This window comes from Rhodococcus sp. SBT000017, assembly GCF_003688915.1.
Classification (GTDB): domain Bacteria; phylum Actinomycetota; class Actinomycetes; order Mycobacteriales; family Mycobacteriaceae; genus Rhodococcoides.
Map to the genome: position 1 here is coordinate 2,114,523 of NZ_REFU01000001.1, position 26,279 is coordinate 2,140,801.

The following is a 26,279-nucleotide window of genomic DNA, read 5'->3' on the forward strand; positions in this document are numbered from 1 at the left end:
CAGGGGTCGAAGTTCCACTCACATAGGCAGCGACCCCAATCGCCGAGACCAGCAGCCCGCCGAGTCCGAGCCAGGTGATCTCGTCGCCGAACATCACGAATGCCCACAGCATCGTCGTCGGCGGTGTGAGGTAGAGCAGCACGCTGGCGCGCGTGGGACCGTTGCGACGCACCACGAACAGGTACGCGCCGTACGCCCCGAAGGTGGAGAGCACGACAGTCCAGGCCACGGCCGCCCAGAATCCCGTCGTCATGGGTGGTGCGGCGTCTCCGGCCAGCGCACTCCACGTCATGAATCCGGCTGCGCTGATGGAACATTGGATTGCCATCGCCAGGGCGATCGGCTCCTTCGGTGCCAGCATGCGTTGACCGATCGTGCCCATCGACAGTGCCAGCATCCCCGCGGCCGGTAACAGGTAGACCGGCCAGGCGAGATCGGCACCGGACAGGTCTCCGACCACCACCAGCGAGACACCCGCAATCCCGACGACCAGTCCCAGGGTCTGCCGCCCTCCGACGCGTTCACCGAAGATCCTGCTCGACGCCATCGCGACCACCAGCGGCTGCAGTGCGGCGATCAACGCGGCGACACCGGGTGGCACGCCCATCCCGATGCCGGTGATGGTGGCGCCGAGGTAGAGGAACTGACAGAACAGGCCGAGGACTGCGTGGATTCGGAGGGCATGCCAGGTGGGGGTCAGCTTCCGATACCGGCACCACGCGATCAGCAGCGCCACGGCAGCGAGGTAGCGCCAGGCCAGAAGCGTGTGGGCAGGGGCTTCGGCGGTTCCGAGTTCGGCTCCGATGAATCCCGAACTCCACAGCACCACCAGCGCTGTACCTGCGATGGCGTCGACATTTGCTTTCATGCAGCGATGTAAACATACAGGTCTGTATACTCGCAGTGCACCTGCTTCTCACCAGCGCTTTCGGAAGGCAACCATGCTCGACAAGCCGCTCACCCCCGCCGGAGAACGCATCCTGACCGTCGCCAGCGAACTGTTCTACGCCCGCGGCATCCGAGCCGTCGGGGTCGACCTCATCGCGGAGGAAGCCGGCACCACGAAGAAGACTCTGTACGACCGATTCGGCTCCAAAGACGGCCTGGTGCAGCGGTACCTTGCCCGCCGATACGGCCTGTGGTGCGATCACGTGACGCAGTACGTCGAATCCCTCGAACCCGGCGACGCACGCGTCCTCGGGGTGTACGACGCCCTCGACGCTTGGATGCGCGACAACCACCGCGGGTGCGGATTCGTCAATGCCTTCGCAGAGTTCGGTGGCACCGACAGCCCGGTACTCGCGATCATCGAGTCCGAGAAGAACTGGACGAGATCGTTGTTCGCCCGACTGGTCACCGAAGCCGGATACCCCGACGCCGAACAGCTGGGAACCCGGTTGTCGCTGCTGCACGAGGGCGCGGTGGTGATGGGCACGGCAGGCGCGAGGGACGATGCGGTATCGGTGGCCAGGAGCGTTGCCGCCGAGTTGCTCACTGCGCTCGCCGTGCGTGCAAGTTCGTAGCAGGGGTCGAACTTCCGCGCACATGACGTGGTCGTGTATTGTTTCCCAGGTTGTCTCGGCGAGGGTGGATCCAGATTCTCAGGATCCACCGTTATCGACGCGGCTCGGCCCCGTTGGCCGCGCTCGTTCGTGTCCGCCCCGACGAGCTTGACCGCCCGACGAAGTACGCCGCACGAACCACTTTTATCAGGAGCATTCAGCACCATGGCATCGAAGGTAAACAATCTCACCGCGCAGGTCCGCACCGAATTCGGCAAGGGCGCAGCTCGCCGCACCCGCCGTGACGGCCTGGTTCCGGCGGTTCTCTACGGACACGGCACCGACCCTCAGCACCTCGCGCTCGACGCTCGCGCGTTCGCAGCCGTGCTGCGTAACGATGGCACCAACGCCGTGCTGACCCTCGACATCGACGGCGCGTCGCAGCTGGCACTGACCAAGTCGATCGTCGTGCACCCGATCCGTCGCAGCATCGAGCACGCCGACCTCCTCGTCCTGAACAAGGGCGAGCGCGTCACCGTCGAGGTCAACATCATCGTCGAAGGCGATGCCGCTCCGGGCACCCTGGTCGTCACCGACTCGACGTACATCGAGATCGAGGCCGATGCTCTCGAGATCCCGGAGAACTTCGTCATCTCCGTCGAGGACGCCCAGATCGACACGCAGTTCTACGCGAGCGATGTCCAGCTGCCTGACGGTGTCACCTTGACCTCCGACCCCGAGCAGCTGCTCGTCAACGTCACCGAGGCTCCGTCCGAGGAAGAGCTCGAGGCCGAAGGCGAAGGCACCGAGCCGGTCTCCGAGGAAGGCGAAGCCGAGACTCAGGAAGAGGCAGCGTCCGAGGACGAGAGCAAGGACAGCGACAGCTGATCTCGCTCCACCGACCACGAACAACGCGCTGTTCCCACACCGGGAGCAGCGCGTCGTTCGTTTCGAAGGCGTGATGAGACAATGACGACCGTGAGTGTTGACCCCGCAGCGCCGGCCCTGATCGTCGGCCTCGGCAATCCTGGCCCGCAGTACGAAAAGACCCGTCACAACGTGGGATTCATGGTGGCCGACGCCCTTGCCGGACGCATCGGCTCGGCGTTCTCGTCGCACAAGAAGTCCAACTCCGACATCGTGCAAGCCCGTCTCGGCTCTCGCTCGGTGGTCATCGCCAAGCCGCGCACCTTCATGAATCTCTCGGGCCAACCGGTGGCTGCGTTGGCGCGTTTCTTCTCGATCGAGCCTGCGAACGTCGTGGTGGTGCACGACGAGCTGGACATCGATTTCGGTGCTCTGCGACTCAAACTCGGCGGCGGCGAAGGCGGCCACAACGGCCTCCGCTCGATCTCGCAGCACCTGAGCACCAAGGACTACCTGCGGGTGCGCGTCGGGGTCGGGCGGCCACCTGGGCGGATGGATCCGGCGTCGTTCGTGCTCAAGCCGTTCTCCCCAGCCGAACGCAAGGATCTCGGCGTTGTCGTCGAGGAAGCCGCCGACGCTGCGGAGCTCCTGCTGTCGGCCGGCCTCGAAGCAGCACAGAACAGGGTGCACCCGCGCTGAACCGAGCGTCCCCAGTACGAGGCGCGCGCCCCTTCTCGCCTCCGAGCGCACACGCGCACCCCGCACAAAGGGTGTGAGGTCTCCCCCAGTTTCAGTTCAGCAGCGACGCCGAATTCGCCCGTCGCAGTTTGCCGCTCGACGTCTTCGGAATACTGCCCGGCCCGAGCACCGCAACGGTTCGCGGCCGCACACCCACCTCCGAGTGCACCGCGTGGATCACTTCACGTTCGATGCGCTTGACCTCGTCCGGCTTGTCGATGTCGTTGGTTTCCACTGCCACTGCGAAACTTTCGCGTTTGTCGCCGGCATCGAGCCGAATGGCGACGGCATTGCCCGGCCGCACACCTGCAACAGTGCCCGCTGCCCGTTCTATGTCGGTGGGATAGATGTTGCGTCCGCCCATGATGATGACGTCCTTGATACGTCCGCAGACGACTACCAGTTCGTCCTCGGTGATGTAGCCGACGTCGCCGGTATCGAGCCAGCCGTCCGCGTCGAGCGTCGACACCGGGCCCTCGACGGTGATGTATCCGGGCGTGACCGCCTTGCCTCGCACCTCGATGATGCCGACGCCGCGTGCGGTGAGCACCTGCCCCTCCTTGTCGACGACCCGTCCCTCCAACCCGGGGACGAACTTGCCGAGCGTCGCCAGCGATCGGGTGTTGCCGCGCGTGGACGGGACGGCGCGACCGAGGGTCTCGAGCAGGTCCGCGTCGACCACGTCGATCACCTGCCCCTGATCGGGATCCGGAATCGACACTGCGAGAGTCGTTTCCGCCATTCCGTAGACCGGAGCCAGAGCCAGCGGGTTCAGCTTGTACTGGGCCCCGGCCTCGGCGAGCGCGATCATGGTGTCCGGATCGACCGGCTCGGCTCCGTTCCAGGCGTAGCGCAGAGTCGACAGATCGAGATCCAGATCGTCCTCGGCCTGACGCAACCGCCGCGCCAGCAGCGAGTACGCGAAGTTGGGTGCTGCGGTGACGGTTCCGCGGTACTTGTGAATCAGCTTGGCCCACAACAGCGGCGAGCGCAGAAAGTCCAGTGGAGTGATGCTGACGACCTCGGCACCGACCTGCATCGGCACCGACAGAAAGCCCACCATCCCCATGTCGTGGAACAGTGGCAGCCAACTGACCATCACATCGGAATCGACATCGAATTCGATGCGGTCGATCATCGCGTAGGCATTGACGTAGAAGTTCTCGTGCGTGATCCGCACGGCCTTCGGCGAACCGGTCGAGCCGGACGTGAGTTGCTGCAGCGCGATATCGGACTCGGCCGTCGGCACCGGATCGATATCGCGACCGGTCTTCATGTCCTCGATCTTCAACACTGTGATGCCGCGCTCCTCGAGCACGGGCGCGGCGATGTCGAACGGAGCCCCGAGAATCACGGCCTTCGCCTCGATCATCCGCACGACGGTCTCGGTGTCCTCACCCCATACGGCGAGGTCGGTTCGCGGAGTCGGCTGATGCAGCATCGTCACCGATCCCCCGCGCATCCACGTCGCCTGGCACGCGGGCGCGATGTCCACCGGCTGACCGGCCAGGATCCCGATCGCGTCCCCGTGTTCGACGCCTGCGTCGGCCAGAGCCCCGGCCATTCGCCGCGCCTGCTCGTGGATCTCACCCCAGGACTGCCGAAGCGCCTCGTCGGGCTCGCCGGTGACCAGACCGTGCTTGCTGGTGCTCGCGGTCTCGAACATCTCTTCGGTGAACTTGCTCAACGCACGTCTCCTCGTGAGGGATCTCCCGGCCCACCGTTCACAGTAGGCACTCCCGCCCCGACCGGGGGGAACAACGGGCCGCGTATCCTTGAATTTTGCCCCGGCCACTCTTTCGGTGCCGCCCTTGCTACGAGAATGAGGTCTTCGTGAGTACCCCGTCCAGCACCCCCGACGTCGACGCAACGCTCGAAGGGTCCGGACCGGCAGCGCTCGACGAGTCCGGAACCACCCGAAGCCAGGCCAAAGAGCTCGAGACCGAGGTCGCGAGGCGTCGAACATTCGCGGTGATCTCGCACCCCGACGCCGGTAAGTCGACGCTCACCGAGGCCCTCGCCCTGCATGCACGTGTGATCTCCGAGGCCGGTGCCATTCACGGCAAAGCCGGCCGCCGCTCCACCGTCTCCGACTGGATGGAGATGGAGAAGGCCCGCGGTATCTCGGTGAGTTCGACTGCGCTGCAGTTCAATTACCAGACCTCCCCCGACGCCGAGATCACCAACGTCATCAACCTCGTCGACACCCCCGGCCACGCCGACTTCTCCGAGGACACCTATCGCGTGCTCACCGCCGTCGACGCGGCCGTGATGCTGATCGACGCCGCCAAGGGCCTCGAACCGCAGACCCTCAAGCTCTTCCAGGTGTGCCGCCAGTTCGGCATCCCTGTCATAACCGTGATCAACAAGTGGGACCGCCCGGGCCAGTCACCGCTCGAGCTGCTCGACGAGATCGAGTCGCGGATCGGCCTGACGCCAACGCCTCTCTACTGGCCCGTCGGGATCGCCGGTGACTTCCGCGGCCTGCTCGACGTCCAGGACGGCAGCTACATCCGTTTCACCCGTACCGCCGGTGGTGCGACCATCGCGCCCGAGGAATTCTTGACGGCCGAGGCCGCGGCCGAACGTGAGGGCGTCGACTGGGACACCGCCGTCGAGGAGAGCGATCTGCTGATCTCGAGCGGTCAGCAGCACGATCAGGAGATGTTCCTGGCCGGTCAGACGTCGCCGGTGATCTTCGGCTCCGCGATGCTCAACTTCGGCGTCCGGCAGATTCTCGACACCCTCGTGGCCCTCGCGCCGCCCCCCGGCCCGCGCGACGACGTCTCCGGCGGCGTACGCGAGGTCACCGACCCGTTCAGCGCCGTCGTGTTCAAGGTGCAGGCCGGCATGGACACCGCGCACCGCGACCGACTGGCATTCATGCGCGTGGTCTCCGGCGTGTTCGAGCGCGGCATGGTCGTCACCCACTCGCAAACCAAGAAGCCGTTCACCACCAAGTACGCGTTGACGGTGTTCGGTCGCGACCGTACGACCGTCGAGAACGCCTACCCGGGCGACATCGTCGGCCTCGTCAACGCGACCGCACTCGCCCCGGGGCACACGCTCTACACCGACAAGAAGGTCGAGTTCCCGCCCATTCCGTCGTTCGCACCCGAGCACTTCTCGGCCCTGCGCGTCGACAGCGCCGACAAGTACAAGAAGTTCCGCCGCGCCGTCGAGCAACTCGACTCCGAGGGCGTTGTTCAGGTGCTGCGCAACGACATTCGCGGCGACGCGTCCCCCGTCCTCGCCGCCGTCGGACCCATGCAGTTCGAGGTGGTCACCGCACGAATGAAGACCGAGTTCGGTGTCGACGCTCGAATGGAACCACTCGGATACTCCCTTGCCCGACGCACCGACGCGGCCTCGGCCGTCGAGTTGGGTCGCCAACGCGGTGTCGAGGTCTTCACCCGCACCGACGGTGCGCTGCTGGCACTGGTGAGCGACAAGTGGCGTCTGCAGTACATCCAGAAGGAAATGCCCGAGCTGACCCTCGAACCACTCGTCGCCGCGGGTGATCAGTAGCACCGGTGTGCTGATCGATCTGCTCGACGCCGAATTCTCCGTGCTGGGGCACCCGATTCTGTGGCGTGAGGTGGTCGGCAACGGGTTCGGCTTGCTCTCGGCGATCGGCGGGATGCGACGCGTCGTGTGGGCGTGGCCGGTGGGCATCATCGGAAATGCGCTGCTGTTCACTGTCGTTCTCGGCGGCGTGTTCCACACTCCGCAGGCGCTCGATCTGTACGGCCAGGCCGGGCGACAGCTGATGTTCATCGCCGTGAGCGTCTACGGGTTGATCCGCTGGATGCGGGATTCGAAGCGGTCGGGGGCAGCGGTTCTACCGCGGTGGGGCACAGCCCGGGAGCGGACGGCGATGATCGTCGTCGCGGTTGTCGGCACCATGGTGTTCGCGCAACTGTTCGGCTACCTCGGCTCGTTCGGCAAGTGGGCCGACGCGTGGATCTTCACCGGATCCATGCTGGCGACCTTCGGAATGGCGCGTGGACTCACCGAGTTCTGGCTGATCTGGATAGCGGTGGACATCGTGGGCGTTCCGCTGCTGATCGTCGCCGGGTTCTATCCGTCCGCGGTTCTCTACCTCGTGTACGCCGCGTTCGTGGCCTGGGGATTTGCCGTGTGGTTCAGAGTGCAGAACAAGAACTTCGGTCAAAAAATGGCGTCGTAAACAATCGTGATGCTACTCTCAGCGTGTCCGAACAAACTTCGAGTACGTTTCTGCGTGCTCGACGCCGAGTAGCCCGTCCTGATCGATGCCCGATCGTGACATCTCGGCGCGGAACCACCTGGGAATCACGATGAAGTGGAAAACGACATGACTAAGGGATCGAACTACCCATTGGCCGGGATCAAGGTCGGTGGCGCTCCCGCGCATCGTTTGGCGACGCCGCCGAAGTCCGATTCCGCTTCACCCGCCGGTGGCCGCACCGATTCTTCGGCGGCTGCGCCCGCCGAGAACGCGGTCGAGGCCCCTACCACCGAGAAGTCGGAGGCAGTGGTCACGTCCACCGAGAAGGCGTCCGCAACAACGCCTGCACCAGCAACGTCGTCCGCCACCGATTCAACGACCCCCCGCGCGGATCGACGTCGTCCAGAGAAGCCCGCCACGGAATCGAACGAGGTTGAAGTGACTACAAGCGATCAGATCTCAGAACACGGCCTGCCCACCAACGGCCGCTCCACGTCTCACGGCTCCAGCGCCTCGCCGTCGCTCGGTCGCGGCCAGGGACCCGACCGTCGCACCGCCATGGGCGTCGCCTCGGTACGCATCGCAGGCCGCTTGACCCAGAACGAGCTCGGCAGCCGCACCGGCGACATCCGCACCCCCGACACCTCCGTCGGCCCCGACGAGCTGCTCCAGCTCCTCGGCGAATACCTCGTCTCCGGTGGCCTGCAGAACCCCGAGATCCACGTGCGCTCCAACGGCCAGACCATCGTGCTGGACCTGCAGAACCCCGCCAAGGGCTACCGCTGACCCGTTCCGGTCACAACAGCTGCTGGAATGCCTCTGGTCGCACCATCTCGAGTACCAGAGGCTTCCATTGCGGCGCTCGGTCCTTGTCGACCAACACAGCACGAACACCCTCGGCGAAGTCCGGTTCGGTGATGATCCACGTCGCCATCCGCAACTCCCGATCGAGGCATTCACGCAACGTGCTGTCGGCCCCTCGCGTGATCAGCGCGTCTGTGGCCATCAGGGACGTCGGCGACAGCGTCGCCAACTGAGTCTTCGTGGTCCGCGACCAGGGTGTGTCGCACACCAGAGCATCGATGATGTCGACGAGTGAGTTCCTCTCGAACACCGCTGCCACCGCCTCCGCGTCGAACGACAGCTCGGTCGTCGACGGCGCAGTGGTGTATCGATCCAATACCTCGTGCAGATCCACGCCTGCGAGGATGTCCTGCTTCAGAGCGGACACGACCTCGCTCGGGCAGAAATGCGTCGCCAATCCCAGTGCGAGCGCATCGGATCCGGTGATCCGAGTTCCCGTCAGCGCAAGATACCGTCCGACATGGCCCGGCAGGCGCGAGAGAAAATAGCTCGACCCCACATCCGGCACAAAACCGATCGCCGTCTCCGGCATGGCCAACACGGCGTTCTCGGTGACGATGCGGATGCTGCCGTGAATCGAGATACCCAGGCCACCGCCGAAAGCCGCTGCTTCGATGACGGCGATGTACGGCTTGGGGTAGCCGGCAATCAACTCGTCGAGGTCGTACTCCGCCGCAAAATACGCCGGACCGGCCTCGTGGTCACCGTCGACAACGGCCTGCCGAATCGCCTTGATGTCGCCGCCCGCGCAGAACGCACGAGGTGAACTGCTCGTCACCAGAACAGAAGTGACCGCGTCATCGTCTCGCCACGCATCGAGGGCGGCTCGGATGCCGTCGATCATGGCACCGTTCAACGAGTTCAGAGCCTCCGGCCGGTTCAGGACGATATGCCCTACGCCGCCCACGATCTCGGCTTCGACAACGGCCACTGTTGACTCCTTCACACGCAGATCGTTCGACGCGTAACAGTAGCGCTATTCGCGAGACTCGACCGATCGCGGACGCGCATCACCGGGAATGTCGGCGGTGAGACAGGGCCGCTCTTCCGCCGTGAACCAACCGCGATAGAGAAACAGCTGTCCGAGCACCGGGCTCTTCACCTCGATCTCGATGCGATGCCGTTCCTCGGCCGCATCCCACCACTCCCGGCCGATCGTCACCGCCGATGCCATCTTCGGCAACTTCGGCGCAAGAGGGCCGAGCAGGAATCGCGGCACCTCGCTCTCGAGCACCAGGCCACCATCGGCATCGACCTCACATCTGGTGTGCACCACCATGTCCGAGGAGAAACCCAGGTAGTCCAAGGCATACGTGTCGGACTCGGCGGAGGACACCATCACCGAGTTCATCCCCTGCGGGCGACCCGCGAAAGCGAAGCGACGCACGAAAGACAGTGTCTCGCGGCCCAGCTCGTCGACGTAGGCGTAGTTGGCGATGGTGAACGGCACGTCCTTGCCGACACCGGCGGGAAAGAGACCACGCTTGCGTCCAGCCCACAGCAACGGCGGCGGCACGAGCCGAGAATGCGTCATCTCCTCCATCACGCCCACCCCGAACTGAGCGAGATTGTCCGAGGACTGCAATCCGAAGCGCCACTGAACCTTGGGATGCAGCCGGGCGAAATCCGAACCGAGTACTTCCGCGACGACCGATGTCATGACTCCAGTATGCGCTGCGCGCATGTGAGCGAAACTTCGTAGTGGGCTACGAATTTCTGCTCACATGCCGAAGGCTCTACTCGAGCTCGGCGGCCAGTTCCATCCATCGTTCCTCGGCGACGTCCTTGTCGGCGAGGACCTGCTTGAGCTCGGTGTCGAGGGCTACGAGCTTGCCCTGCTCGGTGGACGCGTCGACGAGTTCGGCGTGCAGCTCGATCTCACGCTTGGAGAGCCGAAGGACGAGCTTCTCGAGCTTGCTGAGTTCCTTGCGGGCCGCGCGCTCGGAGGCCGCGTCCCTGGTTGCCTTCCGTGGCACCGTGCCGGTGGTCAACGAATCCGGTGTTGCCTCGGCTGCGAGAACCGCGCGGCGACGCAGGTACTCGTCGATGCCGCCGGGCAAATTGGTGAGCTTGCCGTCGCCGAACAGTGCCCAGGTGGAATCACAGATGCGCTCGATCAGATACCGATCGTGACTGATGACGACCAGAGTGCCCGCCCAGCCGTCGAGGATGTCCTCGAGCTGCTGCAGAGTGTCGATGTCGAGATCGTTGGTGGGCTCGTCGAGCAGCAGCACGTTCGGCTCGGCCATCAACACGCGAGTGAGCTGCAGCCGACGACGCTCACCGCCGGAGAGATCGCCGACGGGGGTGCGCTGACGCGCCGGGGTGAAACCGAGCCGCTCCGCGAGCTGCCCGGCAGAAATCTCGCGGTCGCCCAGGGTGATCCGCTCGGCTACTTCCTTGACCGCGTCGAGCACCCGCAGTTTCTTGGGCAGGTCGTCCAATTCCTGCTTCAGCCAACCGATCTTGACGGTCTGGCCCTGGATGCGCTTGCCTGCAGCAGGCTGCAGTTCACCGGCGAGCGTGCGGAGCATCGTCGTCTTACCCGAGCCGTTGACGCCGACCAGACCGACGCGCTCACCGGGAGCCAGACGCCAGGTGAAGTCCTTCACCAGCTCGCGGCCGTCGGGGGTCTCCAGGCGCGCATCCTCGAGTTCGATGACGACCTTGCCGAGACGGCGCTGAGCGAACGAGGACAACGCGACGGAGTCACGCGGGGCGGGAACGTCGGCGATCAGGGCCTCGGCCGCCTCGATGCGATACTTCGGCTTGGATGTGCGGGCCGGGGCACCGCGGCGCAGCCACGCCAGTTCCTTGCGCGCGAGGTTGCGTCGACGTTCCTCGGAGGCGTCGGCCTGACGGGATCGCTCGGCACGGGCGAACACCCAGTCGTTGTAACCACCCTCGTAGGCCTCGACGCCGCCGCCGACCACTTCCCACGTGCGATTGGCGACGGTGTCGAGGAACCAGCGATCGTGGGTGACGACCACCAGCGCACTGCGACGGCTGACCAGGTGCGCGGCCAACCACTGCACGCCCTCGACGTCGAGGTGGTTGGTCGGCTCGTCGAGCACCAGCAGGTCGAGGTCCTGAACCAGGGCCGCTGCCAACGCAACTCGTCGACGCTCGCCGCCCGAGAGGTTGTCGATCGGCGCGTCGAGTCCCGAACTGCCCGCGGGCCCGAGGTCGGCAATACCGATGCCGGTCAAAATGTTTCGCACCCGAGAGTCGCCCGCCCACTCGTGCTCGGCCATTCCGAGTGGATCGAGAACCACCTGGCCGACGGTCGACCCGGGAGGCAACACGCCGCGCTGCGTGACGACGGCCATCCGCAGACCGTTGACGCGACTGACACGTCCCGAATCGGGCGGCTCGATGCCGGCCAGAACCTCGAGGGTGGTGGTCTTACCGCCACCGTTGAGGCCGACCATGCCGATGCGTTCGCCCTCCTGCACGCCGAGGGAGACGCCGTCGAGCAGCGGCTTGACGCCGAAGGACTTGCTGACGTTTTCGAGATTGACGAGATTGACCATCAGGAAAAACCAATCGATTCACTAGTGACAACACGAGCACCGGGAACCGGTCCACTCGCAACACGGACGGTGCGGCACACACCGGCACCGGACAATTCAGCGCTCACCGACACCGCCGCGTCGGCGTCGGCGCACAGGAACGCGCAGGTGGGGCCCGAGCCGGACACGATGCCCGCCAACGCCCCGGCGGTGACTCCCGCGCGCAGCGTGCGACGCAACTGCGGCATCAGCGACACCGCAGCGGCCTGCAGGTCGTTGCCGAGCAACGGCGCGAGCGCACGCGCATCGCCGGATGCCAGCGCATGCATCAGATCCTCGGTGCCGCCGAGGCGAGGCGGATCGCCCTTGGCCCGCAACTCGTCGAGTTCGTTGTAGACGGCAGGCGTCTGCAGACCGCCCTTCGCCAACGCCAGCACCCAGTGAAAACTGTTGCGCGAGAGCACCGGAAGCAGCTTCTCCCCGCGACCGGTTCCGACCGCGGTACCGCCGTGCAACGAGAACGGCACGTCGCTGCCGAGTTGGGCCGCCACCTCGTCGAGCTCGTCACGCGACAGATCGAGATGCCACATCGCGTTCAGTGCCACCAGAGTCGCGGCGGCGTCGGCACTTCCGCCTGCCATCCCACCGGCCACCGGAATTCCCTTGTCGATGGTGATCTCCACCAACGGCTCTCGCCCGACCCGACGCCCCAGCAACTCGGCGGCCTTCCACACCAGATTCCGTGAATCGGTGGGAACCACCCTTGCGTCGTCGCCGCGCACCCGAACCGAGAGTGTCTTGGCCGGAATCACCGACAGTTCGTCCGAGAGCGAGAGCGCCTGGAACACCGTCGTCAACTCGTGAAAGCCGTCGGGACGCAGGTCACCGACCGACAGATGCAGATTCACCTTCGACGGGGCCCGAACGACGACGGGTGTGGGAACGACAGACAGCACGAGTAACCACAGTAGTGGAGAAACAGCGGCCGAGTTCACCACCAGGGCGGGGTCCAGTGGGTACTCAATGTGACGTTCGGTGGACTTTTGGGGGGTCGATGTCACATCGAGTGGACTTTGAGATGCACAATGCGGACTGTAACTGTCCGCATTGCGTGGCATCGTGACGTCATGAAGGAAACATCGGCTCGGTTGTTGCGGCTGTTGTCTCTGCTGCAGACGCGTCGTGACTGGGCCGGCGCGGAATTGGCGGAGCGGCTCGATGTCACTCCTCGCACGCTGCGGCGTGACGTGGACAAGCTGCGCGACATCGGTTACCCGGTCAATGCGACGCCGGGTGTCGGTGGCGGCTATCAGCTCGGTCCCGGTGCCGAGATGCCCCCACTACTGCTCGACGACGACGAGGCGTTGGCGGTGGCGTTCGGGCTGCAGTCGGCAGCGGGTGGCTCGGTCGCGGGCATCGGGGAGGCGTCGTTGCGGGCGTTGACGAAGTTGCGGCAGGTGATGCCCTCGCGCATTCAGCATCGGCTCGACGCGTTGCGCATCGACGTCGTGGACAGGACACCGCGTTCGGTGGTGGATGCGTCGGTGCTGTCCACGGTGGCGGCGGTGTGTCACGCACACGAGCGGTTGCGGTTCGATTACCGCAAACACGACGGTTCCGAGTCCAGGCGCGAGGTGGAGCCGTACAGCCTGGTGCGGGCGGGAGCGCGCTGGTATCTGCTGGGTTGGGATGTGCTGCGGGAGGATTGGCGGTCGTTTCGAGTGGATCGCCTGACTCCGAAGATTCCGACGGGTCCGCGGTTCACGCCCCGGGAGTTGCCGTCGGGCGGTGCGGCGGCGTTCGTCTCGAAGGGTATCGATCGTGCGTTCGCCCAGGTTCAGGCGCGGATCGCGTTGCACGCCCCGATCGAGACGATCGCTCCGATGATCGACGAGCAATGGGGCACACTCGAATCCATCGACGAGCGCACCTGCGCGGTGGTGTTGGCCGGAGATTCACTGCCCTCGATCGCGCGGTGGCTGGCAGCGTTCGACACCGATTTCACGGTGCTCGATCCACCGGAACTGCGTGAGGAATGCCGCATCGTGGCCGAGCGGCACGCAAGGCTGAACGAGCGATACCTCGCGGCGGTTCACCCTCCGGTAACCGGTACGTGAGTCAATGGGCAGATGACGACACCACTCGGTTTCGACCCGAAGTTTCTGGCCGACATCGACGTTCCGTTGCCCGATCGCGCTGACGTGGTGGTGCTTCCGTACACGCACTTCTCGGTGTCCATCGACCCTGCCCGACGCCTCGCCGCGGTCACCGGTGTCAACATCGACGGCGCGAGCCTGCAGGATGTCGGGCGGGGAGACAACTGGCGACTCGACGATCGGCTACCGGCTGCGCAGCAGGCAGGCAACGAGTTGTACAAGAACAACGACCTCGATCGAGGGCACCTGGTTCGCCGACGAGATCCGGTGTGGGGTGAGCGTGCGGTGGCCGAGCGCGCCAACGAGGACACGTTCCACTACACCGTGTGTGCTCCGCAGACGGCCACGCTGAACCAGTCGAAGACACTGTGGTTGGGGCTCGAGGACTACGTGTTGGGAAACGCCGAGCAGTACGACCGGAAGCTCTCGGTCTTCAGCGGCTGCGTCTTCGCCGACGACGATCCGGTCTACCGAGGCGTCGCCATTCCGCGGCAGTTCTTCAAGATCGCGGCATGGTCGCAGGATTCGACTCTCGCATGCACCGGATACGTGCTCGACCAGTCGCCGTCTCTCGACCCGATCCTCGACAAGCCACTGCGACTCGAGACCGATCCCCCGCCCCTCGGCCCGTACCGGACCTACCAGGTTCCGGTGGCCGACATCGCGTCGATGACGAGCCTGGAACTGGGCACACTGATCGCCGCCGACCGCTACGCTCCCGTGGCCGCGGCCCGCGAGGGCGCGTCGACGTGGACCGAGCTCACTGCCCTGCAGGACATCCGCCTGTAGGGAGCGCCTCAGGCTTCGGTGGCGGCCAAGCGGACGAACGCTGCGGCGTCGATGGTTTCGCCGCGCGCCGTCGGGTCGATTCCGGCCTCCCGCAGGCGGCGTTCGGCCGCCACCGGAGAGCCGGCCCACCCGGCGAGAGCGGCTCGCAGAGTCTTGCGTCGCTGCGCGAATGCGGCGTCGATCACCGCGAACACGGCCTTGCGATGCGCGGTGTCGGTCGGCCACGGCGGCTCGGCGTACCGATCGATGCGCACCAGCCCCGATTCGACCTTGGGCACCGGCCAGAACACCGAACGGCCCACTGCGCCTGCCCTTTTGACGTCGCCGAAGAACCGGGCCTTGACGCTGGGGATGCCGTAGATCTTGCTTCCCGGTACCGCGGCGAGCCTATCGGCCACCTCGGCCTGGACCATAACCACGGCGACACGAAGACTCGGCAATTCCGAGAACAGATGAATCAGCACGGGAACTGCTACGTTGTAGGGCAGGTTGGCCACCAGAGCCGTCGGCTCCCCCGCAATGTCTGCCGCTCGTACGCGAAGCGCGTCGGCCTCGATCACCGTCAGCCGATCGGCCAGAGTCGGGGCACGGTCGGCCACCGTGGTGGGCAAGCGGTTCGCGAGCTTGGGGTCGATTTCGACTGCGATGACGGACTCGGCGACATCGAGCAACGCCAGAGTCAACGAACCGAGGCCGGGGCCGACCTCGAGGACCGTGTCCTGTGGGCCAACGCCCGCGGAGGCGACGATGCGTCGAACAGTATTGGCGTCGTGCACGAAGTTCTGCCCGAGCTGTTTGGTGGGGCGCACATCGAGCTCGGCGGCGAGGGAGCGGACCTCGGCGGGACCGAGCAGGGCCGCGGATCCCCTCACATGTTCGGACACGGTGCGAACTCTACGGGCGGGCAGGTGATCAGCGGTAACCCAAGCGGGAGGTGCAGGCGGGCCATGCGCCCCAGCCCTGCGACTTCTGCGTCACCGACGCGATCGCGATCTGTTCCTCGCGGGTGGCGAGGTCGGCACGCGGGGCGTACTTAAGGCCGCCCTGACGTTCCCAGGTGTTCTGGTCGAACTGCACGCCGCCGTAGAAACCGTTGCCGGTGTTGATGGCCCAGTTGCCGGTCGCCTCGCACTGCGCGAGCGCGTCCCAGATCGCACCGTTCTCCACCGGCGGCACCTCGGTGCCGGGCTTGGCTCCGACGCGAACGGTCTTCGGCTGCGCGGGTACCTTGACCGTTTCGTCGACCTTCTCGCGACCGACCTCGACGCCGTTGACCATGTTGATCTTCCAGGTGATGTCGGAGACGCCCGGAGCACCCGGGTTCTCGACGACGGTACGGCTCATGTTCATCGTCGGATCTTCGATGCGCTGCTCCGGGGCATCGGTATCGGTGGTTTCGGTCTTGGTGATCGTGCGGTCGCGCGTGACGACGATCTCGGAGCCGTCGGTCACGGTCGCGTCGGGATCGGGGCTGACGGTGTCGGCTTCTTCGAGCGGTGCGCCTGCTGCTTCGAGAAATTCACGCACGGTCGGTGCGGCCAGGGTGACCGGCGCGGCGGGGGCTCCGCCGTCGACGAGCGAGACCTGCTTGGGCAACGCCACGTCCAACTCGGTGCCGTCGAGCGGAAGCCGCTCCGAGCGTGAGGCGGACACGTGCACATCGTCGGCCAGGCCGGTCTGCTGCAGTGCTTCTTCGACGGTCAGTGCGGTGGTCCAGATGTCCTCGGGCTTGCCGTCGACGTTCAGCGTGATCTCGCGGGCGCGGCGCAGGACTACGGTGTCGCCGTCGCTCAGACCGGAATCGGGAGCGGGAACGACCAGATCCTTGTCCGACGGGGCATAGCCGGCGTCGGCCAACGCACTGCTGACGTCGGTTTTCATCGTGCTCAGCGAAATCATGTCGCCGTCGACGTCGATGGTCACGGTCTTGTGACGGCTCACGGCCATCACGCCGCCGGCGACGAGCGTCATCAACAGGGCCGCGATGACCAGGTAGAGAGTGGTCGAGCGGGCGGAGTTGAGGCGTCTGATAGTCGACAAGTTTCGTATTCCTGGCGGTTGCGAGCGTGACTTCGGCGTCGAAGCGCCCGAGTTCGGTCACGGTACGGTAACGAATTAGTACCCACGCCGCAACTTCAGCAGCTAGAGGCCGTACACCCGCTCGGCATTGGCCGTGGCGTGCGCAGCGAGCTCTGCCGGATCCTGATCGCGAACCTCGGCCAACGCCCGCGCGGTGTACGGCAGGCAGTACGGCTCGTTGGGTGCACCTCGATACGGATGCGGCGTGAGGAACGGTGCGTCGGTCTCCAGCAGTACCGATTCGTCGGGCACCAGTACCGCGGCCTCCCGCAACGCGTGCGCATTCTTGAAGCTGACGGTCCCGGAAAAGCTGAGAACGTAGCCGGCGTCGACGCAGGCCTTCGCGGTCTCGGGACCACCGGAGAAGCAGTGGAAGATCACTGTCTCGGGAGCACCTTCCGCCGTCAGAACGGCCAGCAGGTCCTCGTCGGCCTCACGATTGTGAATCATCAACGGCTTGCCCAGACGCTTCGCCAGATCGATGTGCCAGCGAAATCCGTCGTGCTGCTCGGCCACCGTGGCGCAACCGTCGAGCTTGCCGGGCCAGTAGTAGTCCAGCCCGGTCTCCCCCACGGCAACCACGCGAGGGTCCGACGCCAACCGCTCGATCTCGGCCTTGGCTGCGTCGTCGAGCACGTTCGCGCGGGTGGGATGAATGGCCACCGCGGCCCACACCCGCGGATCCCAGGACGCCGCGTCGACGGCGAAGCGCGCGCCATCGAGATCGTCGGCGATGGTGACCACACGCGTGACACCGACGGACTCGGCCTTGTCCACGATCGCGGCCACACTCGTCGCGTCGGTCGCCCCACACGCGTCGAGGTGGGTGTGCGCATCGACGAGAGTGCCGACGGGCTCGGGCAACGGTGGTGCGGGACGGTCTCTGCTCACGCTGGTTAGAGTAGGCGCACCATGACTGCGCCAGCTGATGCCCCACGGCCACCGTTCTACGTCACCACGGCGATCGCGTACCCCAACGGCGCTCCGCACATCGGACACGCCTACGAGTACATCGCCACCGACACCATCGCGCGCTTCAAGCGCCTCGACGGCTACGACGTGCGATTCCTGACGGGCACCGACGAGCACGGCCTGAAGATGCAGCAGACCGCGCAGACCGAGGGCGTGGACGTGCGCGAGCTCGCCGCGCGCAACTCCGATGCATTCCAGATCGCGCAGGACCTGCTGAAGATCTCGTACGGACGCTTCATCCGCACCACCGACGCCGATCACCACGCCGCCAGCCAGGAACTGTGGCGGCGGATGGAAGCGAACGGCGACATCTACCTCGACTCCTACTCCGGCTGGTACTCGGTAAGAGACGAGGCGTTCTACACCGAGGCCGAGACCACCCTCGCCGAGGACGGCTCGCGCGTCGCGACGGAGACGAACACTCCGGTCGAGTGGACCGAGGAGTCGTCGTACTTCTTCAAGCTCTCGCAGTACCAGGACAAACTGCTCGAGCTGTACGACGCGTCGCCGGACTTCATTGCGCCGAACACCCGTCGCAACGAGATCGTGAACTTCGTCAAGGGTGGCCTCCGGGATCTGTCGATTTCCCGAACCACGTTCGACTGGGGCGTGCCGGTGCCCGGCGACCCTGCGCACGTGATGTACGTGTGGGTCGACGCGCTGACCAACTACCTCACCGGCGCCGGCTATCCCGACCTCGAGTCGGAGTCGTACCGGAAATTCTGGCCGGCCGATCTGCACATCATCGGCAAGGACATCACCCGCTTCCACACCGTCTACTGGCCGGCGTTCCTGATGTCCGCGGGCATCGAACTGCCCAAGCGCGTGTTCGTGCACGGGTTCTTGAACGTCAAGGGCGAGAAGATGTCCAAGTCTCTCGGCAACGTTCTGGACCCGCAGTCGTTGGTGGAGAACTACGGTCTGGACCCGGTGCGCTTCTTCTTCCTCCGCGAGGTCTCGTTCGGTCAGGACGGCAGCTACAGCCACGAGGCCATCGTCGCCCGCGTCAACGCCGATCTGTCCAACGAACTCGGCAACCTCGCGCAGCGTTCGCTGACGATGGTCGCCAAGAACCTCGACGGAGCACTCCCGACACCGGGGGAATTCACCGCCGAGGACGACGCGATGCTGGCTCGGGCGGACGCACTGCTCGAGATCTGCCGACGCGAATTCGAGGTTCAGGCACTGCATTCCGCGCTCGAGGCGATCTGGTCGGTACTCGGTGAGACCAACCGCTACTTCTCGCTGCAGCAGCCGTGGGTGCTCCGCAAGACCGATCCCGATCGCATGGCCACCGTGCTGTACGTGACGATCGAGGTGCTGCGCATCGTGAGCATCCTGGCGCAACCCGTCATGCCCGATTCCGCGTCACGCATCCTCGACCTGCTCGGTGCATCGAATCGCGAATTCACCGACATCGCAACACGTTCGGTGCCCGGTACAGCCCTGCCGACCCCGACGCCGGTGTTCCCCAAGTACGAGTAGAGCGCTCCGCGCAGTGGTGTGGTTATGTGCCCCCTGCGGCACTTGACCACACCACTGCCGCAGGCACTCACAAAGTCTTCTCGAGTTCCTCCAACGTGTTCTCCAGATGCGTCAGCATGCGCTGCAGGTGCGGCACACTGCGTCGGCAGCCGATGAGCCCGAAGTTCAACGAGTCACCGTTGCTGGCGACGGTGATGTTCAGGGCTTGGCCGTCGCACACGATGGATGCCGGGTAGATGCCGTCCAGTTTCGCACCGTTCCAGTAGAGGTCCTCCTTGGATCCGGGCACGTTGGAGATGATGACGTTGAACGGCGGCGGGGTGTAGTCGACGAATCCCGGCACCGGGCCGAACAGCAACGGGGCCATGGTGACTGCGCCCACGGCGAGCGCTTCGAGGGTGTTGAGTTCGCTCATCATCTGCTTGCCCTTGACGGTCGAATCCTTGATTCGCTCCAGCCGCACAACGGGATCGGATTCGTCCGTGGCCAGGTTGCAGAGGATGGTCGTCACCGAATTACCGGCGTCCCTGTCGTCTTCCTCCTTGCGGAGCGAGACCGGCACCATCGCGATCAGCGGCTCCTCCGGGAGTGCGTTCTGATCGATGAGGTACGCACGCAAGGCCCCGGCGCACATCGCGAGCACCATGTCGTTGAGCGTCGCATCCAGCGCCGTACCGACGGTACGGATGCGCTCGATCGACCAGCTCTCGGCAGCGAAGCGGCGCGCGCCGCCGATGGGCACGTTGAACATTGTGCGCGGTGCCTGCAACGGCAGCTGCGCCCCTTCTTTCTTCAACGCGCGCAAACCGATTCGCGCCGACGCCGGAGCGAAGTCGACCAGGTCCCCGACGATCTTGCGTCCCATCGAGAGCCCACTGCCGAGCTGAGCAAGCCTTCCCGGCTGCTCGACGGCGACCTGCTTCTTACGCCGACCGAACAGCGACGGGTCCCACGTTGCGACGCCGCTTCGATCGTCGGGATCGGTGGTGAGCGTTCGCTGCATCAGCTTCAGTGCGCTGACACCGTCCACCAGCGAGTGATGCACCTTGGTGTACAACGCGATTCGGCCGTCCGCCAGACCCTCGATGATGTGCAACTCCCACATCGGTCGGTAGCGGTCCAGCGGCGCGCTGTGGTTGAGCGAGAGGAACTGGAACAGCTCTCGAATCCGCCCCGGCGCAGGCAGCACGGTGCGGCGTACGTGGTACTCGAAGTCGACGTCCGAGTCGAAGGCCCAGGCCAGATTGCCCATGATCTGCACCGGACGCGAAGGCCGCTTGCGGAAGAGCTCGTGTACCTCCCCGGTGGTGAACTTGCGGTGCACTTCTTCGGCGAAGTCGTGCGGATCGCCGGGCGGTACGAACAACTCCAGACCGCCCACGTGCATCGGGTGCTCCCGTGACTCGGCGATCAGAAACATCGATTCGGTGATGGGCATGAGTGCCATGAGCTGTCCCTTTTCCATTTGTTTTCGGTCACGGTACGGCACCGAATGTGACTCAGAACACGACCTTACGTCGGGTCACGAAAAGCTACCCGCTATTGTCCGTTACCAGGGGTTCCAAATAGAGCGGGGTTCCGACGCACGGCGCACACGCGCCGCGCAACGACAACGGGGATGGAGGCGACGGCTATGAATCCGGCGCTCACCGTAGTGAAATCGACCGACCCGACAGCCACCGCACGCAGGCGCGATATCCGCGGCGCGAGCGTGCAGTCACAGATTCTGTCCAAATACCTGCAGTTCACGGTTCGACCGTTCCTGACCGTCTGGGCGCAGGCACCGTCGCTACCGTGGCCGATGGGTTTGGTCGACTACGCCGGGATGCTGGTCCCACAGATCAGCGGCACCACCCGCAGTCGCGTCATGCTGGCCGAGTGCGAGGCCGAATGGATCCGCGCCGAGGGAACCGGGTCCGATCGCGTGGTGCTCTACCTGCACGGCGGTGCCTTTGTCTGCTGCGGTCTGCGGACCCATCGCCGGATGACCTCACGGGTTTCGAAACACGTCGACGGCTCGGTGCTGTCGGTGAACTACCGCATGATGCCGCGCAATCCGATCAGCCATGCCGTCGAGGACGGCGTCGACGCGTACCGCTTCCTGCTCGATTCCGGATACCGACCGGAGCAGATCGTCCTGGGCGGCGACTCGGCGGGCGGATACCTCGCGTTCATGGTCACCCTGGCGCTGCGCACCGTCGGCCTGCCCGCGCCCGCAGGAATATTCACCATGTCGCCGTTGACCGACATGGACCCCACCCGCAAGCTCGATCACGAGAACGCGTCGAAGTGTTCGGTCTTTCCGTCCACCGCAGTTCCCGCACTGACGGCGCTGGCCGATCGCGTCGACTCGCGCATCGTCGTCGACGGTGAACGGGGCCCGCGGGTCTCACCCGTCGACGGCGATCTGACAGATCTGCCTCCGGTCCTGATTCAGGTCGGTTCCACCGAAATGGTCTATCCCGACGCAGAACTCATGGCTCAGCGCCTCGCTGTCGCTGGAGTCGAGTGCGAACTACAGGTGTACGAGGATCAGGTACACGTGTTCCAGGCAGCCGACTTCATCCCCGAAGCCCGCCGCGCGCTGAGAGCCATCGGCGAGTTCGCGCGGAACGTCAGTCCTCGCAGAGAAAGCTGAGATACCTTCTCCCCATGGCAGTCACAGCGAACAAGTCAGTCGACATCGACGCAGATGCATCGGCAATCCTCGAAGTTCTCGCCGACGTCGAGGGCCTTCCCTCGTGGTCCCCGGTCCACAAGAAGTGTGAGGTCGTCGATCGGTTCGACGACGGCAAGCCACACCACGTCAAGATGCACGTCTCGATCATCGGCGTCAACGACGAGCAGCTCGTCGAGTACACGTGGACCGACAGCGAGGTGTCGTGGACGCTGGTGGAGAGCACTCAGCAGAAGGCCCAGGACGGCCGATACACATTGACGCCCAAGGGCAACGGCACTCACGTCGAGTTCGAGCTGACGGTCGACCCGAAGATCCCGCTACCCGGCTTCCTGGTGAAGAAGGGGACCAAGACGATCCTCGAAGCGGCCACCGAGGGCCTGCGTCAGCAAGTGGTGGGCTGACCCGCTACTGCTCTTTCCGCGCGGCGAGAACGGCCTCGTAGACCTCGCGCTTGGAGACGCCGTCGACCGCAACCTGGGCGCAGGCGTCCTTCAACCGCATGCCCGACGCCACCAGCGTCTCGACGTCGGCAACGAGGTCCTCCGGCTCCTCGGCGACGGCGACGGCTCCTTCGAGTACGACGGTGATCTCGCCGCGCACTCCGTCTCTCGACCATTCGAGCAGCTCGCCGAGGCCGCCGCGTCGGACCTCCTCGTAGGTCTTGGTGAGCTCACGGCAGACCGCTGCGCGGCGGTCGGGGCCGAGGACGTGGACGGCGTCTTCCAGGCACGCGACGAGGCGATGCGGCGCCTCGAAGAACACGATGGCGCGCGGCTCGGCGAGCACCGACCGGAAGTAGGTGCGGCGCTGTCCCTGCTTGCGCGGGGCGAAGCCGTCGAAGCAGAAGCGTTCGACGGGCAGACCGGACAACGCGAGCGCCGTCGTCACTGCCGAAGGACCGGGCAGACAGGTCACCGGCAGATCGGCCTCGACGCAGGCTGCCACGAGGCGATAGCCCGGGTCGCTCACCGACGGCATCCCAGCATCGGTCACCAGCAAGACCGTCTTGCCCTCGGCCACGGCCTCGACGAGAGCCGGAAGGCGGGCCGTTTCGACCTGATCATAGAAACTGACGACCCTGCCCGTGATCGCCACGCCGAGAGACGAGGCGAGTTGTTTGGTGCGCCGGGTGTCCTCGGCGGCGACGACATCGGCACTGCCGAGGGCATCACGCAGGCGCTGCGAGGCATCACCGACGTCGCCCATCGGGGTGGCGGCAAGGATGAGCATGGCTCCAGTGTCCCGCATGCGGCGGCGCGGTTTGTCGGGCCATGCCGATCAACGCCTACGATCGGTACGTGACCTTGCTGACCTCTGAGCGCTCCGGCGACCGGTCGATGGTCAGTCCCGGGCCCACCGTTGCCGCGCGCGACTGGTTCCACGACACCGATGCCCGCCGCGGTTGGATCGTCACCGTCGTCATCACCGTCATCTGCGCGATCACCCGCTTCACGATGTTGCGGTACCCCACCGACGCAGGAACTCCTGTCTTCGACGAGAAGCACTACGCTCCGCAGGGCTATCAGGTACTCACCGGAGGTGGGCTCGAAGACAATCCGGCATACGGGCTGGTGGTGCATCCACCGGTCGGCAAGCAGCTGATCGCCGTCGGGGAAGCGTTGTTCGGCTACAACGGGTGGGGTTGGCGTTTCTCGTCGGCGGTCGCCGGAACCCTGTTGGTACTGCTGGTCATTCGGATCGTGCGACGGCTCGCCCGATCGACACTCGTCGGTGCGATCGCGGGGATTCTGCTGACCGTCGACGGCGTGACGTTCGTCAGCAGCCGAATAGGCATGCTGGACATCTTCCTCGCCTTCTTCGTCACCGCTGCATTGGGCTGCTTGGTCGTCGACCGCGACGACATGCGGCAGCGACTGTCGAGAGTGCGCGCCGAAGGGCGAATGGATGCCAGTGCGCTGGGGCCGCGAATGGGTGTGCGGTGGTGGAGATTCGGGGCCGGCGTGATGCTGGGTCTCGCCTGCGGCACCAAGTGGTCGGGGCTGTACTTCATCGCGTTCTTCGGATTGCTGAGTGTGGCATTCGATGTGGCGGCGCGGCGCTCGTACGGCGTCGAACGCCCGTGGCGAGGAACAGCGTTGCGCGACATCGGGCCTGCGCTGTACGCGCTGGTGGTCGTTCCGATCGCGGTGTATCTGATGACGTGGTGGGCATGGTTCACCTCCGAGACCGGCGTCTACCGGCACGAGGTCGGCGACGGTGTCGGCGTCGGCGGGCCGTTCTCGTTCGTTCCCGACGCGTTGCGTTCCCTGTGGTTCTACAGCGGCAGTGTGCTGCAATTCCATGAGGGACTGACCAATTCGGCTGGCAACCGGCACCCGTGGGAATCGAAGCCGTGGACGTGGCCGATGGGCCTGCGACCGATGCTGTACTACTTCGCCGACGGCGAGAGCGTGTCCGGTTGCTCGGCGTCCTCGTGCGTGAAGGCGATCATGCTGATCGGCACGCCCGCGATGTGGTGGCTGGCACTGCCGATGCTGGCCTGGGTGATCTGGTCGGTGTTCGTCCGACGGGACTGGCGTTACGCCACAGTGCTCGTCGCGTATTCCGCAGCACTGTTGCCGTGGTTCACCACACTCGACCGCCAGATGTACTACTTCTACGCAGTGGCGCTGGCACCGTTCATGGTGATGGGCTTTGCATTGGTGCTCGGCGACATCATCGGCAAAGCCACCGCGTCGGCAGAACGGCGAGGTACCGGACTACTGCTGGTGTCCCTGTACCTCGCCGTGGTGATAGCCAACTTCGTTTGGCTGTGGCCAATCCTGACCGCTATGCCGATCACGCCGCAGATGTGGCAGGAACAGTTGTGGCTGCCAAGTTGGCGCTAGGCCGGCCAACTAGGAGTGGAGCTCAACGACCCTATGCAAGCAGCGCGGTCTTGCCCTTGGTGAGTCCGTCGATGCTGATGCGTCCGGCACCGAATGCGGCGAGCAGCAGCGCGCCGACCCCGAGGGCGACGACCAGTTCGTAGCCGTTGTCCGCTGCGAACACGCCGTTCTCGAAGTGCACGAAGACGGCCGCACCGAGCATGTTCAGGAACAGCAGCAGGCCGGCGACCGGAGTGAAGATGCCCAGCACGAGCGCACCGCCGCCGACGAGTTCGACGAACGTGGCAAAGTAGGCGGACGCCGTGGGCAGCGGAACATTCATCATCTCGAAGCTTGCTGCGGTGCCGTCGAGGCCGTAGGTGTTGAGCTTCTGCCAGCCATGGGCGATGAAAACGATACCCAGGCCGATTCGAGCTACGAGGGCAACGACGTCGCGTACGACGGTGGAGTTCATGACACATCCTTCTGACAGGGCTACAAGGGCAGCCCTACCCTGACAGAAGTAGGTTGAAGCGTCAACTTAACTGCCGTTCGCACCCTTGAGGGCAGATTCGAGGAACGATCGAGCCTGATCGTCGTCCAGTCCGATGGACCGGACCGTCCTGACGAACTCCGTCGCCGCCCGGGCCGCGATGTCGCGCGACGGATCGCCGCCCGATGCGACGAACGAACCGGACCGGCCCCTCGTCTCGATGATTCCCTGCTGCTCTAGCTCCCGGTAGGTCTTCGCCACCGTGTTCGGTGCGATCTTGAGTTCCTCGGCCAGACCTCTGACCGTCGGGATCTTGGTACCGGCGATGAGATCGCCCGATCGCACCAGCCCCAGAATCTGCATTCGTAGTTGCTCGAACACCGGGGTGGTGTTCGACGAATCGATGTGTACGCGCACGGTCTATGCCCTATCCGAGCGCGTCGACTGCGTCGACGATCGAAGTCGGCCCGGACGTCAACATCAGCGTCTTGCGCACAGCCGAGCCGGTATCGAGCAACTGCGCGATCACCGCGGCCACATCGGCGCGGGTCACCTCACCCGATTCCAGCGGCGGCTCGGTCAGCGATACCGAGCCGGTGGGGTCCTCATCGGTCAACTTGCCCGGACGCAGAATCGTCCAGTCCAGTCCGCTTCTTGCCGAAACGTTTTCTTCCGCAGCAGTTTTGGCCTCGATGTAGGCCTTCCAGCCGGCATCGAGATCCTCGGCGACCGGCTCCCCGGCACCGAACGAGCTGATCAGCACGTAGCGGCGAACGCCTGCCTTCTCTGCCGCATCGGCCAGCAGCACTGCGCCGGCACGATCGACCGTGTCCTTGCGCTCGGGACCGCTGTTCGGGCCCGCACCTGCGGCGAACACCACCGCGTCCGCGTCGGCGAGCACTGCGGCAACCTCGTCGACGGAGGCCGATTCGAGATCGATCACCTGCGGCAGCGCGCCCAGCGCGGTGACGGCATCGACGTGGTCGCTGTTACGAATCAGCGATACCGCACGATCTCCGTGCGCCGTGAGCACCTGAGTCAGATGTTGCGCGATCTGGCCGTGGCCACCTGCAATGACAATGCGCTTGTCGGTCATAACCACTC

General features: G+C 65.2%; 25 protein-coding genes and 1 pseudogene. 12 read left to right on the forward strand and 14 right to left on the reverse strand.

Annotated features, from left to right (window positions below):
• Positions 1-37: 37 nt before the first annotated feature.
• A pseudogene (locus AYK61_RS09530) lies at positions 38-868 on the reverse strand (DMT family transporter); the annotation flags it as partial.
• Between the two features lie 73 nt (positions 869-941).
• Between AYK61_RS09530 and AYK61_RS09535 the strand changes: the two are divergent.
• The 3 genes from AYK61_RS09535 (at position 942) to pth (ending at position 3,068) form a co-directional block, all read left to right on the forward strand.
• The gene (locus tag AYK61_RS09535) at positions 942-1,523 is read left to right on the forward strand and encodes a TetR/AcrR family transcriptional regulator (protein ID WP_121870622.1); all 582 of its coding nucleotides are present in this window, start codon (positions 942-944) and stop codon (positions 1,521-1,523) included.
• 204 nt (positions 1,524-1,727) lie between these two features.
• The gene (locus tag AYK61_RS09540; RefSeq protein ID WP_121870623.1) at positions 1,728-2,390 is read left to right on the forward strand and encodes a 50S ribosomal protein L25/general stress protein Ctc; all 663 of its coding nucleotides are present in this window, start codon (positions 1,728-1,730) and stop codon (positions 2,388-2,390) included.
• 90 nt (positions 2,391-2,480) lie between these two features.
• Positions 2,481-3,068 (forward strand): aminoacyl-tRNA hydrolase, encoded by a 588-nt coding sequence (gene pth / locus AYK61_RS09545; protein ID WP_259467992.1) that lies wholly within the window; start codon positions 2,481-2,483, stop codon positions 3,066-3,068.
• A 91-nt stretch (positions 3,069-3,159) separates the two neighbouring features.
• On the opposite strand, the gene AYK61_RS09550 is transcribed toward pth, so the two are convergent.
• Complete coding sequence (locus tag AYK61_RS09550; protein ID WP_121870625.1) at positions 3,160-4,794, reverse strand: fatty acyl-AMP ligase; 1,635 nt, start codon at positions 4,792-4,794, stop codon at positions 3,160-3,162.
• A 146-nt stretch (positions 4,795-4,940) separates the two neighbouring features.
• Here AYK61_RS09550 and AYK61_RS09555 point away from each other — a divergent pair, with 146 nt between their 5' ends.
• The 3 genes from AYK61_RS09555 to AYK61_RS09565 all read left to right on the forward strand — a co-directional run bounded on the left by AYK61_RS09555 (position 4,941) and on the right by AYK61_RS09565 (position 8,103).
• A complete protein-coding gene (locus AYK61_RS09555; protein WP_121870626.1) occupies positions 4,941-6,635 on the forward strand; it encodes a peptide chain release factor 3 in 1,695 nt (564 codons plus the stop codon).
• A 7-nt stretch (positions 6,636-6,642) separates the two neighbouring features.
• Positions 6,643-7,296 carry a nicotinamide riboside transporter PnuC gene (pnuC, locus tag AYK61_RS09560; protein ID WP_121872611.1) on the forward strand — a complete coding sequence of 218 codons (654 nt, stop codon included), beginning with the start codon at positions 6,643-6,645 and terminating at the stop codon, positions 7,294-7,296.
• Positions 7,297-7,443: 147 nt separating this feature from the next.
• Complete coding sequence (locus AYK61_RS09565) at positions 7,444-8,103, forward strand: hypothetical protein (RefSeq protein ID WP_121872612.1); 660 nt, start codon at positions 7,444-7,446, stop codon at positions 8,101-8,103.
• 10 nt (positions 8,104-8,113) lie between these two features.
• Here AYK61_RS09565 and AYK61_RS09570 read toward each other — a convergent pair whose 3' ends face one another.
• The 4 genes from AYK61_RS09570 to AYK61_RS09585 form a co-directional block, all read right to left on the reverse strand.
• Positions 8,114-9,112, reverse strand: coding sequence for an enoyl-CoA hydratase/isomerase family protein (locus AYK61_RS09570; RefSeq protein WP_121870627.1), 999 nt, complete (start codon positions 9,110-9,112; stop codon positions 8,114-8,116).
• Between the two features lie 45 nt (positions 9,113-9,157).
• Complete coding sequence (locus tag AYK61_RS09575) at positions 9,158-9,841, reverse strand: DUF4166 domain-containing protein (protein ID WP_121872613.1); 684 nt, start codon at positions 9,839-9,841, stop codon at positions 9,158-9,160.
• Between the two features lie 76 nt (positions 9,842-9,917).
• Positions 9,918-11,714, reverse strand: coding sequence for an ABC-F family ATP-binding cassette domain-containing protein (locus AYK61_RS09580; RefSeq protein ID WP_121870628.1), 1,797 nt, complete (start codon positions 11,712-11,714; stop codon positions 9,918-9,920).
• Entirely contained in the window at positions 11,714-12,649 is a 936-nt protein-coding gene (locus AYK61_RS09585) for a 4-(cytidine 5'-diphospho)-2-C-methyl-D-erythritol kinase (RefSeq protein WP_121872614.1), read from the reverse strand. The genes AYK61_RS09580 and AYK61_RS09585 overlap by 1 nt, the downstream gene beginning before the upstream one ends.
• Before the next feature lie 171 nt (positions 12,650-12,820).
• On the opposite strand from AYK61_RS09585, the gene AYK61_RS09590 reads away from it, so the two are divergent.
• Both AYK61_RS09590 and AYK61_RS09595 read left to right on the forward strand, forming a co-directional pair.
• Positions 12,821-13,810: a YafY family protein gene (locus AYK61_RS09590; RefSeq protein ID WP_121870629.1), complete on the forward strand. Its 990-nt coding sequence runs from the start codon at positions 12,821-12,823 to the stop codon at positions 13,808-13,810.
• Positions 13,811-13,822: 12 nt separating this feature from the next.
• Complete coding sequence (locus tag AYK61_RS09595; protein ID WP_121870630.1) at positions 13,823-14,638, forward strand: DNA/RNA non-specific endonuclease; 816 nt, start codon at positions 13,823-13,825, stop codon at positions 14,636-14,638.
• Between the two features lie 8 nt (positions 14,639-14,646).
• Here AYK61_RS09595 and rsmA read toward each other — a convergent pair whose 3' ends face one another.
• The 3 genes from rsmA to AYK61_RS09610 form a co-directional block, all read right to left on the reverse strand.
• Positions 14,647-15,522, reverse strand: coding sequence for a 16S rRNA (adenine(1518)-N(6)/adenine(1519)-N(6))-dimethyltransferase RsmA (gene rsmA, locus AYK61_RS09600; protein WP_094631242.1), 876 nt, complete (start codon positions 15,520-15,522; stop codon positions 14,647-14,649).
• A 28-nt stretch (positions 15,523-15,550) separates the two neighbouring features.
• Positions 15,551-16,678: a resuscitation-promoting factor gene (locus AYK61_RS09605; RefSeq protein ID WP_121870631.1), complete on the reverse strand. Its 1,128-nt coding sequence runs from the start codon at positions 16,676-16,678 to the stop codon at positions 15,551-15,553.
• Between the two features lie 102 nt (positions 16,679-16,780).
• Positions 16,781-17,608 carry a TatD family hydrolase gene (locus AYK61_RS09610; RefSeq protein WP_121870632.1) on the reverse strand — a complete coding sequence of 276 codons (828 nt, stop codon included), beginning with the start codon at positions 17,606-17,608 and terminating at the stop codon, positions 16,781-16,783.
• 21 nt (positions 17,609-17,629) lie between these two features.
• On the opposite strand from AYK61_RS09610, the gene metG reads away from it, so the two are divergent.
• On the forward strand, positions 17,630-19,174 hold the full coding sequence (gene metG / locus AYK61_RS09615) for a methionine--tRNA ligase (RefSeq protein ID WP_121870633.1): 1,545 nt from the start codon (positions 17,630-17,632) through the stop codon (positions 19,172-19,174).
• A 67-nt stretch (positions 19,175-19,241) separates the two neighbouring features.
• On the opposite strand, the gene AYK61_RS09620 is transcribed toward metG, so the two are convergent.
• Positions 19,242-20,621: a wax ester/triacylglycerol synthase family O-acyltransferase gene (locus AYK61_RS09620; protein ID WP_121872615.1), complete on the reverse strand. Its 1,380-nt coding sequence runs from the start codon at positions 20,619-20,621 to the stop codon at positions 19,242-19,244.
• 171 nt (positions 20,622-20,792) lie between these two features.
• On the opposite strand from AYK61_RS09620, the gene AYK61_RS09625 reads away from it, so the two are divergent.
• Positions 20,793-21,812 (forward strand): alpha/beta hydrolase, encoded by a 1,020-nt coding sequence (locus tag AYK61_RS09625; protein ID WP_121870634.1) that lies wholly within the window; start codon positions 20,793-20,795, stop codon positions 21,810-21,812.
• Positions 21,813-21,826: 14 nt separating this feature from the next.
• Complete coding sequence (locus AYK61_RS09630) at positions 21,827-22,255, forward strand: SRPBCC family protein (protein WP_121870635.1); 429 nt, start codon at positions 21,827-21,829, stop codon at positions 22,253-22,255.
• A 4-nt stretch (positions 22,256-22,259) separates the two neighbouring features.
• On the opposite strand, the gene rsmI is transcribed toward AYK61_RS09630, so the two are convergent.
• Positions 22,260-23,084 (reverse strand): 16S rRNA (cytidine(1402)-2'-O)-methyltransferase, encoded by an 825-nt coding sequence (rsmI, locus tag AYK61_RS09635; RefSeq protein WP_259467995.1) that lies wholly within the window; start codon positions 23,082-23,084, stop codon positions 22,260-22,262.
• A gap of 107 nt (positions 23,085-23,191) precedes the next feature.
• Between rsmI and AYK61_RS09640 the strand changes: the two genes are divergently transcribed.
• Positions 23,192-24,703 (forward strand): dolichyl-phosphate-mannose--protein mannosyltransferase, encoded by a 1,512-nt coding sequence (locus tag AYK61_RS09640; protein ID WP_121872616.1) that lies wholly within the window; start codon positions 23,192-23,194, stop codon positions 24,701-24,703.
• 31 nt (positions 24,704-24,734) lie between these two features.
• Here AYK61_RS09640 and AYK61_RS09645 read toward each other — a convergent pair whose 3' ends face one another.
• The 3 genes from AYK61_RS09645 to AYK61_RS09655 all read right to left on the reverse strand — a co-directional run bounded on the left by AYK61_RS09645 (position 24,735) and on the right by AYK61_RS09655 (position 26,271).
• On the reverse strand, positions 24,735-25,157 hold the full coding sequence (locus AYK61_RS09645; RefSeq protein WP_121870637.1) for a DoxX family protein: 423 nt from the start codon (positions 25,155-25,157) through the stop codon (positions 24,735-24,737).
• 66 nt (positions 25,158-25,223) lie between these two features.
• A complete protein-coding gene (locus AYK61_RS09650) occupies positions 25,224-25,592 on the reverse strand; it encodes a GntR family transcriptional regulator (RefSeq protein WP_068049785.1) in 369 nt (122 codons plus the stop codon).
• 10 nt (positions 25,593-25,602) lie between these two features.
• Complete coding sequence (locus AYK61_RS09655; protein WP_121870638.1) at positions 25,603-26,271, reverse strand: NAD(P)H-binding protein; 669 nt, start codon at positions 26,269-26,271, stop codon at positions 25,603-25,605.
• Positions 26,272-26,279 lie beyond the last annotated feature (8 nt).